Genomic DNA, 237 nt, shown 5'->3' with positions numbered 1-237 from the left:
GCGGTCACAAAATGTCAGAAATGCCGCTCAAGGTGCGCGAATGGAAATGCCCCGGCTGTAATGCTGAACATGACCGCGATATAAACGCGGCGCTCAACATACAGCACAAAGGCATAACAGAATTAATGGCGGCAGGACTTGTCGTCAAAGCCCATCGAGGCTTGCGTAAGTCTGGCTCTATGCCAGTTGCAGCCTAAGAAGTGGGAAGCCTCGCCGTTTACGGCGGGGAGCAGTCAC

Annotated in this window: 1 protein-coding gene; it reads left to right on the top strand. The window is 54.0% G+C overall.

The features are described from left to right. The coding region (locus tag A7090_RS22815) for a zinc ribbon domain-containing protein (RefSeq protein WP_157941494.1) at positions 1 to 197 on the top strand (197 nt) is incomplete at its 5' end. Between the last annotated feature and the right edge of the window lie 40 nt (positions 198 to 237).

It is taken from the genome of Escherichia sp. MOD1-EC7003, from assembly GCF_002965065.1.
In the GTDB taxonomy this organism is placed as follows: domain Bacteria; phylum Pseudomonadota; class Gammaproteobacteria; order Enterobacterales; family Enterobacteriaceae; genus Escherichia.
Note: the sequence above shows the minus strand (reverse complement) of the source record. Positions and strands in the feature narration are given on the sequence as shown.